Genomic DNA, 7,423 nt, shown 5'->3' with positions numbered 1-7,423 from the left:
GGTGGGAGGCTCCCAGCAGACTACTGGGTTGATAGGCCGGGTGTGGAAGCAACGACTAAGGAGTTGTGGAGCTGACCGGTACTAATAAGCCGATCACTTGTCACCAGCGCACACCAGCACCCACCGAGACGTTCCCGTCAGGCAGCGAGGTGGGGTGGTGTGGGCATGGAGCACGAGTGCTCAGATCAGATGAGAGCATCTACTCGCAGCACGAAGCACCTGCATGCGCAGGTATCTGCACTGCGTCCTTCACAGCGATTCGCGTTCACTGTGTGGTTCTCAGGACACGACCACCCACTTGCCGTCCCTCGGGGCGGGGGGTGGGGCGTGGATCCTGGCCCTCGTGGCCCGGTGGTCATAGCGGTGGGGAAACGCCCGGTCACATTCCGAACCCGGAAGCTAAGCCCACCAGCGCCGATGGTACTGCCCGGGAGACCGGGTGGGAGAGTAGGACACCGCCGGCCACACACCCTCGTGCGCACAGCACACCGAAAGGCCCGCACCCCGCCACGGGGCGCGGGCCTTTCGCGTTCTCCCGGATGCTTCCTGCACCCGGCGCGACCGGGGAGCAGGAGCGGCGCTCAGCGCGCCGGCGTCCAGCCGAGGTTGCCGGCGACCCGCTCGGCGACGGTCCGGAGCGCGCGGCGGTGCGCCTCCACCGGTCCGTCGGCGGGCAGGACGACCACCAGCTCGTCCACCTCGGGCAGTGCGGCGTCCACCAGGAGGCGCTGCGTCACGGTGTCCGGGTCGCCGCTCACGATGCTGCTGTAGCGGACCCTGGCCGTCGGATCGTCCTTGGGGCGGCCGTCCGCCGTCATGCCCGACGTGTAGCCCTCGATGAACTGGCGGTGGTCCTCGGCGTCGCGGGCGTCGAGCAGCGGCAGGACGATCCGTCCGGCGCTGACGCGCGAGGCGGTGCGCCCGTCGTGACCGGCGTCGGCGTACGCCTTGCGGTACCCGGTGATCTGCCGCGCCTGCACGACGTCGAAGGGCTCCCCGGTCTCCTCACCGTTGAGGGTGGAGACCTGCAGGTGGAAGCCCTGGCTGCCGGCGCGCACCGCGCTGGCCTCGCTGCCCGCGCCGTACCAGAGGCGCTCGCTCAGACCGGCCGCGTGCGGGGTGACCACGAGGTCCCCTCCGGCCGGCACGCTCATGTACCCGCCCTGCGTGCGGCCCACCGCTCGGCCGGCCACGGCGTCGCGCAGCACGGCGATGCGGTGCTGCGCCTCGCCGGCGAAGCCGCGCTCGGAGGCGCCGTGCACGGCGTCCAGCGTGGCGGCCACCGGCGGGATGCCGTTGCTCAGCCCCAGCTCCAGGCGCCCCCCGCTCAGCAGGTCCACCGTGGCGGCGTCCTCGGCCAGCCGGTAGGGGTCCTCGTAGCGCATGGGGATGACGGCGGTGCCCAGGTGGATGCGGGAGGTGCGCTGCGAGGCCGCCGCGAAGAAGGTCAGCGGCGAGGACAGGAACGGCTCGTGGTGGCGCACACGCACCCACGCCGTGTCGTAGCCGAGGTCCTCGGCGAGCTTGACGAGGCCGAGACCGTCCTCCAGGGCCCGCGCCGGGCCGCCGGGGCCGCGGTGGTCGGGCACGAAGGTGAGGAAGCCCAGCGCGAGGCGACGTCCTGAGGTGTCTGCTGTCGATCCCACAGTTGAAGGTTAAACCACCTGGCGCCTTGTGGACAGGGCTGCGACGGCCACCTGGGCTGTGGACGCCCGTCGTCCCCTCGTCCGGCCCGGCTAGCGTCGTGCCACCGACCACGAGGAGCGCCATGCCGTCCTTCGAGCGCGCGCCCGCGCGCGCCCTACCGCCGTCCACGCGCGCCTCCCGCTGGGCCGACCGGCGCACCGCGGAGCTGTTCACGACGCGGACGCTGCGCGAGAACGAGGCGCGCCTGCGCAGCGCCGCCTCCCGTGGTGAGCCGTGGCTGGAGCTGCGGGCCCCGGCCCCCGCCTCGGCCGGCCGCCTGCTCGTGCGCGAGGGCGAGGACGTCCTCGAGCGGCCCGTGACGTGCGCGGTGGTGCGCCTGGACCTGTCCGCCGGCGCTCTCGTGGTGCTCAGCGCCGCGCCGGAGGACCTGCCCACCTGCGACGACGCCTGGGACCTGCTGCAGGTGCTCTCCACGTGCGCCGAGGACGCCGTCGAGCACTGGTGGGACCCGCGCGTGGCGGTGGACACCGTGCTGGCCGCGGACCCCTCACGGGCGGCCGCAGCGCTGGCGCAGTGGCGCGTCGAACTGCACCGCTCCGCCGGCCCCGCCGAGGTGGTGCGGCGGGTCACCGGCGGGTCCGGGCCGCCTCCGGAGGGAGTCGACTGGGCCGCGTGGGCGGGCTGGTTCGAGCAGCGGCTCGCCCGGCACGGCGCCGGGGGGACGGGCGCGGACGCGCCCACCGGGGTGCCGGTGGTGCGGGAGGAGCCGTCGCTGCGCCGCACCGGTCGCTTCGACGACGACGTGCCGGTCCGTGCCCTCATCGAGGAGGTCCTCACGGCCCGCCGCGCCGAGGTGGAGGAGTGGTGGCGGAGGGTTGCCGGCTCCCGGCGGCTGCGCGTGCTCGCCGACCTCGGCCGGGTCGTCGGCACGGTGGACCTGCCCGGTCCGGTGGGAGGTGTGGCGGCCACGCACGTGGCAGTGGTCCTGCACCGCGAGCCGGGCGGCCCGGTCGTCCTCGACGCCCACCCGGAGGTGCCGGCGCCCGCGGACGCGGACGTCCCCCCGGCGCTGCGGCTGCTGGGTGCCTACCTGGGCCCGGGCCTGTCGCACGTCGACGCGCAGCCGTGGTGCGCGCAGCGCCGGCTGCTGCAGGACGAGCCGACGCCCGTCGTGGAGCGCCTCTGCGCCGCCCTGGAGGACGTCGCCCGGCGCGAGGCGACGCAGCTGCACGCCGTCCTCGAGGCGGCGGGGGCCGCCGCCGTGCCGGGAGACGCGCACGGCTGGGTCGAACGGCTGCTGTGGCGCCGGCGCACCTTCCCGTGGACGGGCGAGGGCTGAGCTGTGCGGTACGCGGTGAGCACCGGGGAGCTGACGGCCGTGGCCGGGCGGTTGCGCGAGGGCGCCTGCCTGGCGGGGGAGCAGCGCGCGTTCCTCGACGCGCAGGCCGGCGCGGTCGACGCCTGGTGCTGCGGGCGCGCGGCCGTGGCCGCGCACGCCTTCCTCGCCACGCTGGCGCAAGCCGCTCGTGACGCCGCGGCGGGTCTGGAGCACCTCGGCGCCCGCGCCGAGCGGGCCGCCGGCGCGTACGACGACGCGGAGATGTCGGCCACCCCCGCCGGCTGAGGGTCCCGGCGGTTCAGTGCCCGGCGGATCAGCGGTCGAAGACGGCCGCCACCTCGGGCACCTGCGCGACGTAGCCGTCGAGGAGCCGACGGGCCACGGTGGTCGAGCCCACCAGCGGGTGCAGGGCGAACGCCTTCAGCGCCTCGGTGCGGTCTCCGTGCACGGCCGCGGCGATGGCGTGGCGCTCGACGGCCTTGACCTGCTGCATGAGGCCGAGCTGGTGCAGGTCGGGCGCCGCGGTGCTCAGCGCCTGCACCCCGTTGGCGTCCACCGTCGCGGGCACCTCCACGACGGCGTCGGCCGGCAGGCCGGCGATCGTGGCGCCGTTGCGCACGTTGAGCACCACCGTGGAGCGCTCGTCGCGGCTGATCGCCGCCATGACGGCCAGCGCCACGCCCGCGTAGCCCTGCTGGGCCGGGTCCAGCTCGGGCTGCCCGGCGTGGGCGGGGGCGCCCTGCCGCCCGCCCTTCGCCTCGGCCATGTAGCTGGCGCTGCGCGCGCTGACGGTGGCCCGCCACAGGTCCGCCGCACCCTCGCGGGTGCGCGCCAGCTCCTCCCAGAACGCCCCCTGCGTGCGCCGCAGGAACTCCCCGCGGGTCTCCTCCGCAGTCAGCGCGCTGTGCACCGCCTCATGGTTGGCGTAGTAGTAGTGCAGGTACTCGTTGGGCACCGAGCCCAGGGTGCGCAACCAGTCCGCGCCGAAGACGAGGCCCTCCTCCAGCTCGGCCAGGGCCGCGTCGTCGGCCAGCAGGCACGGCAGCACGTCGGTGCCCTCGTGCAGCAGCCGGCGCGTCCAGCCCAGGTGGTTCAGGCCCACGTAGTCCATCCGCACCCGCGCCGGGTCCAGCCCGAGCAGGTCCGCGGCGCGGCGCCCGAACCCGGAGGGGGTGTCGCAGATGCCGACCACCCGCTCACCCAGGACCTGCTGCATAGCCTCGGTGACGATGCCGGCGGGGTTGGTGAAGTTCAGCACGTGCGCCCCCGGGGCGTGGCGGCGCACCAGCTCGGCCACGCGGAGCATGAACGGCACCGTGCGCAGGGCGTATGCGATCCCCCCGGGGCCGGTGGTCTCCTGCCCCAGCACACCCAGGTCCAGGGCGACGCGCTCGTCGCGGCAGCGCCCCTCCAGGCCGCCGATGCGCACGGCCGCGAAGACGAAGTCGCTGCCCTCCAGCGCCTCGACGAGGTCCGTGGTGGTGCTCACCCGCGGCGCGTCGAGGAAGCCGCGCGAGAGCTCCGCCAGCACGCGCGCGACGCCGTCGAGCCGCACCGGGTCGACGTCGTGCAGCACCAGCTCGTCCACGCGGGGGGAGCCGGTGTCGCGCAGCAGCGCCTGGTGCACGAAGGGGGTGCGGAACCCCGCACCGCCGAGGACGCACAGCTTCACGGAGTGCTCGCCTTCCCACCGGGTGCGCTGGAACCTGCGGGAACCGTAACAGCGGTGCGCCGGGCGGGGCCGAGCCCGCGGGTCAGCGCGTGAGGACGGTGGTGCCGGAGCGCGCCGTCAGCGTCACGGCCGGCGAGGCGACGTCCACCGTGCCCTGCACGGGCTGGAAGGGCAGCCCCGCCACGGCGTACTCCGCCGAGTAGGTGGTCGTCAGGACCACCGGGTACGTGCCCGGGCGGGTGTACGTGTGCGTCGTCGTCATCGCCGGGTAGGGCGCACCGGCGTCCGTCGTCGGGCCCAGGGAGGCGCCGTCGCCGAACGTCCACGTGAACGACTGCGGCGTCGCGCGGATCGTCACCGGGAACCCCAGCACCTGCGTCTGGCGCGTCACCGCCTCCGCCTGCGCGAACACGTTCACCGGGACGTTGAGCACCACCTCCCCGCCCGCCGGCTGCACGTTCGCCGTGGACGCGGGCAGCCCGACGCGGCGCACGTCCTCCACGGTGATGGTCGGAAGGACCACCGGCTGACCCGCCGTGGTCGTCGCGGCCCGGCACGAGCTCGCGCCGCGCTGCCACGGGACGGCGCCCACGGCACGGCTCCAGCTCGTCAGCAGGGTTTCGCCGGGGTCGCACAGGAGGGCCGCGCCGCAGGCGGCGTCGGCGCCACCCCGCGGATCGTCGGGACGAGCGCAGGGAGAGGTGAGGATGTACTCGCGGGTGGGAGCGGAGGAACTTTCGCTAGATTCAGGCTTCCTAATCGTCTTGCCAGGGTTCCTCCGCTGGCCACTGACGGCAATATCCTCATCTGCGGTAGCGCTCCATCTCTGCGCAGAGTTTGCCTGCGCAAGTCCAGAACTAGGAATTACTAGAGCTGAGGTTACCGCCACGAGCGCAATAGAGAAGCGAAGCCTCAACTGGGCATCTCCCATACCCACCAGCGAGCGTCATGGTACTTCAACTGCATCAGTCCTGAGAAATTCGTCTCCGGTGTCTCTTGGTGGATGGATCCGTCTGCGTTGACGAGTTGACTAGCAGTTGCATGCATCTCCAGCATAATTTCCACTGCTTTTTGCTCAGTATCCCAAGCCTCTATGCGAGCTGACCGAAAACTCATGCGGTCGTTCTCGAAGGTGATCCCTTGCTCCACTGCTGCGTCGATCAACCTCGCGTCGTAGTCACAGGCGTGGCAATCCGGTTCGCTGATCTCACGTACGGCATTCGAGTCCCCAGTAGCACGTGCATGCGTCAAAACCCTCAGGTAGTGCCCTGCGAACGCGATGGCGTCGTCCTCGGTGAACGCGGCCGCCGGGAGCGTCGGCCGATCCGGCGGTGTGGGCGTCACCGCGACAGAAGGCTCGGCGACCGGCGTCGCCGCTGCGGGGACGGGCGCGGCGGCCACGGTCTCCACGGGAGCGGGCGCGCTCGGTGTGTCCACCGGCGTGCCGGCGGGTGCATCGGCACCGCACGCCCCGAGGCCGGCGAGCGCCGCGGCGGTCGTGGTGACGGCGAGGGCGGAGCGGGCGAGGCGGTGCACGCGGGGACGGTAGGGCGTGCGCACCGGTGCGCGCGGGCGTCACCCGTCCGGCTGTGGGAAACCCCGTTCAGGCGGCGAAGCGGGCGCCGTCGCCGGGGCGCAGCAGGTCGAACACCCCGGGCGCGCGCCACAGCGGCGTGCCGGCGGGGCTGGTGCCGTACAGGCTCGCCGCGGCGCCGGTGACGCGCTCGCGCTCCAGCGGCCAGCGCAGCGGGCCGGCCAGGGCATCCAGGTCGTCGCGCTGCAGGGCGCGTTCGACGTGCTCGACGGCGGGCAGGGTCGCGGACTTGGCGAGGTTGCAGCGGGCGTCGGCGGCGACGAGGTTGACCAGCCCGTCGACCGCCACCCGCGACCACGGCAGCACGTGGTCGACGTGCACCGCCTCGCGCAGGCGCTCGCCGCAGTAGAAGCAGCGGCCGCGCTGCAGGTCGGCGAGGGGACGGCGCACGGGGGTGAGGTCGGTGCGGTCGGCGCCGAAGAGGAAGCCGTGCAGGCCGGGGTCGTCGAGCTCGGTGGCGTTCATGCGGCGCACGTCGTCCACCCACCACTGCTGCAGCACCGGCTGCAGCAGCCCGGCCACGCGCACGAGCGCGGCGGCGATGCCGGGGCGCAGCTCGATGCTCCAGTCGTGCGCGTCGAGCTCGGCGACGGTGACCTTCCTGCGCAGCCAGGTGTCGTCGTAGAGGAACGGCGTGCCCGGTGCGGTGGTGCCGGTGCGCTGCAGCGCGAAGAGCGGCTGCTGGGCGAGCGTGCGGGCGATCTCGCGCCGCGCGTGGGCGGATCGGGCCGGATCGGCGGCGCGCAGCTGCGCGGGGGTGCTCAGCCCGGCGGCCTCGGCGGCGGTGCGCAGCTCGCGCACCGCGTCGGGCAGCGAGCGCCCGTCCTGCTCGTTCTGGCGCAGCACGCCGGCGCGGGCGAAGGGGCGCACCTGCGGCCAGTACAGCTCGACGACGCGCTCGGCGAGGTCCTCGATCGGCACGCGCAGCGCCGCGCCGGGCGCGGCGGGGTGCTCCAGGCAGTGCTGCACGAGCGCGGTGAGCACGGCGATCTTGTAGGTGGAGGCGCGGCGGCCCGTGGCGAGCAGCTCGGCGACGCGCGCGCCGACCTCCAGCGGGTCCGGCGGGCCGGCCGGCGGTGCGTCTCCGTGCGTGCTCACCGGTGGACGCTACGTCACGGCAGGGGTCGTGCGGCGGTGACGGATCGAGGACGGGCCGTGTCGCTGCCCGCCG

General features: G+C 74.1%; 7 protein-coding genes and 2 rRNA genes. 4 read left to right on the top strand and 5 right to left on the bottom strand.

Going from position 1 to position 7,423, the window contains the following annotated elements:
- A 23S ribosomal RNA gene (locus ACRYMN_RS01925) occupies nt 1-105 on the top strand; the annotation flags it as partial.
- 242 nt (nt 106-347) lie between these two features.
- A 5S ribosomal RNA gene (rrf, locus tag ACRYMN_RS01920) occupies nt 348-464 on the top strand.
- A 117-nt stretch (nt 465-581) separates the two neighbouring features.
- Here the strand turns inward: rrf and ACRYMN_RS01915 are convergent.
- Nucleotides 582-1,646, bottom strand: a complete 1,065-nt coding sequence (locus ACRYMN_RS01915) for an LLM class flavin-dependent oxidoreductase (RefSeq protein ID WP_432491393.1) — start codon at nt 1,644-1,646, stop codon at nt 582-584.
- A gap of 122 nt (nt 1,647-1,768) precedes the next feature.
- On the opposite strand from ACRYMN_RS01915, the gene ACRYMN_RS01910 reads away from it, so the two are divergent.
- Together ACRYMN_RS01910 and ACRYMN_RS01905 are read left to right on the top strand one after the other, a co-directional pair.
- Nucleotides 1,769-2,986 (top strand): hypothetical protein, encoded by a 1,218-nt coding sequence (locus ACRYMN_RS01910; protein ID WP_432491391.1) that lies wholly within the window; start codon nt 1,769-1,771, stop codon nt 2,984-2,986.
- A 3-nt stretch (nt 2,987-2,989) separates the two neighbouring features.
- Nucleotides 2,990-3,271, top strand: a complete 282-nt coding sequence (locus tag ACRYMN_RS01905; protein ID WP_432491389.1) for a hypothetical protein — start codon at nt 2,990-2,992, stop codon at nt 3,269-3,271.
- Between the two features lie 28 nt (nt 3,272-3,299).
- Here ACRYMN_RS01905 and ACRYMN_RS01900 read toward each other — a convergent pair whose 3' ends face one another.
- The 4 genes from ACRYMN_RS01900 to ACRYMN_RS01885 all read right to left on the bottom strand — a co-directional run bounded on the left by ACRYMN_RS01900 (nt 3,300) and on the right by ACRYMN_RS01885 (nt 7,350).
- A complete protein-coding gene (locus ACRYMN_RS01900) occupies nt 3,300-4,658 on the bottom strand; it encodes a 6-phospho-beta-glucosidase (protein WP_432491387.1) in 1,359 nt (452 codons plus the stop codon).
- Between the two features lie 82 nt (nt 4,659-4,740).
- On the bottom strand, nt 4,741-5,181 hold the full coding sequence (locus tag ACRYMN_RS01895) for a PKD domain-containing protein (protein WP_432491385.1): 441 nt from the start codon (nt 5,179-5,181) through the stop codon (nt 4,741-4,743).
- Between the two features lie 389 nt (nt 5,182-5,570).
- Nucleotides 5,571-6,194, bottom strand: coding sequence for a DUF6318 family protein (locus tag ACRYMN_RS01890; RefSeq protein WP_432491383.1), 624 nt, complete (start codon nt 6,192-6,194; stop codon nt 5,571-5,573).
- Between the two features lie 67 nt (nt 6,195-6,261).
- Nucleotides 6,262-7,350, bottom strand: coding sequence for an HNH endonuclease (locus ACRYMN_RS01885; protein WP_432491381.1), 1,089 nt, complete (start codon nt 7,348-7,350; stop codon nt 6,262-6,264).
- Nucleotides 7,351-7,423: the final 73 nt, after the last annotated feature.

This window comes from Kineococcus gypseus, from assembly GCF_050871305.1.
GTDB lineage: Bacteria > Actinomycetota > Actinomycetes > Actinomycetales > Kineococcaceae > Kineococcus > Kineococcus gypseus.
This window is presented reverse-complemented; position numbering and strand designations above follow the sequence as displayed.

Bases quoted from the DNA above. Each gene is read 5' to 3' on its own strand.
- ACRYMN_RS01910 (WP_432491391.1), top strand. From the start codon at position 1,769: ATGCCGTCCTTCGAGCGCGCGCCCGCGCGCGCCCTACCGCCGTCCACG.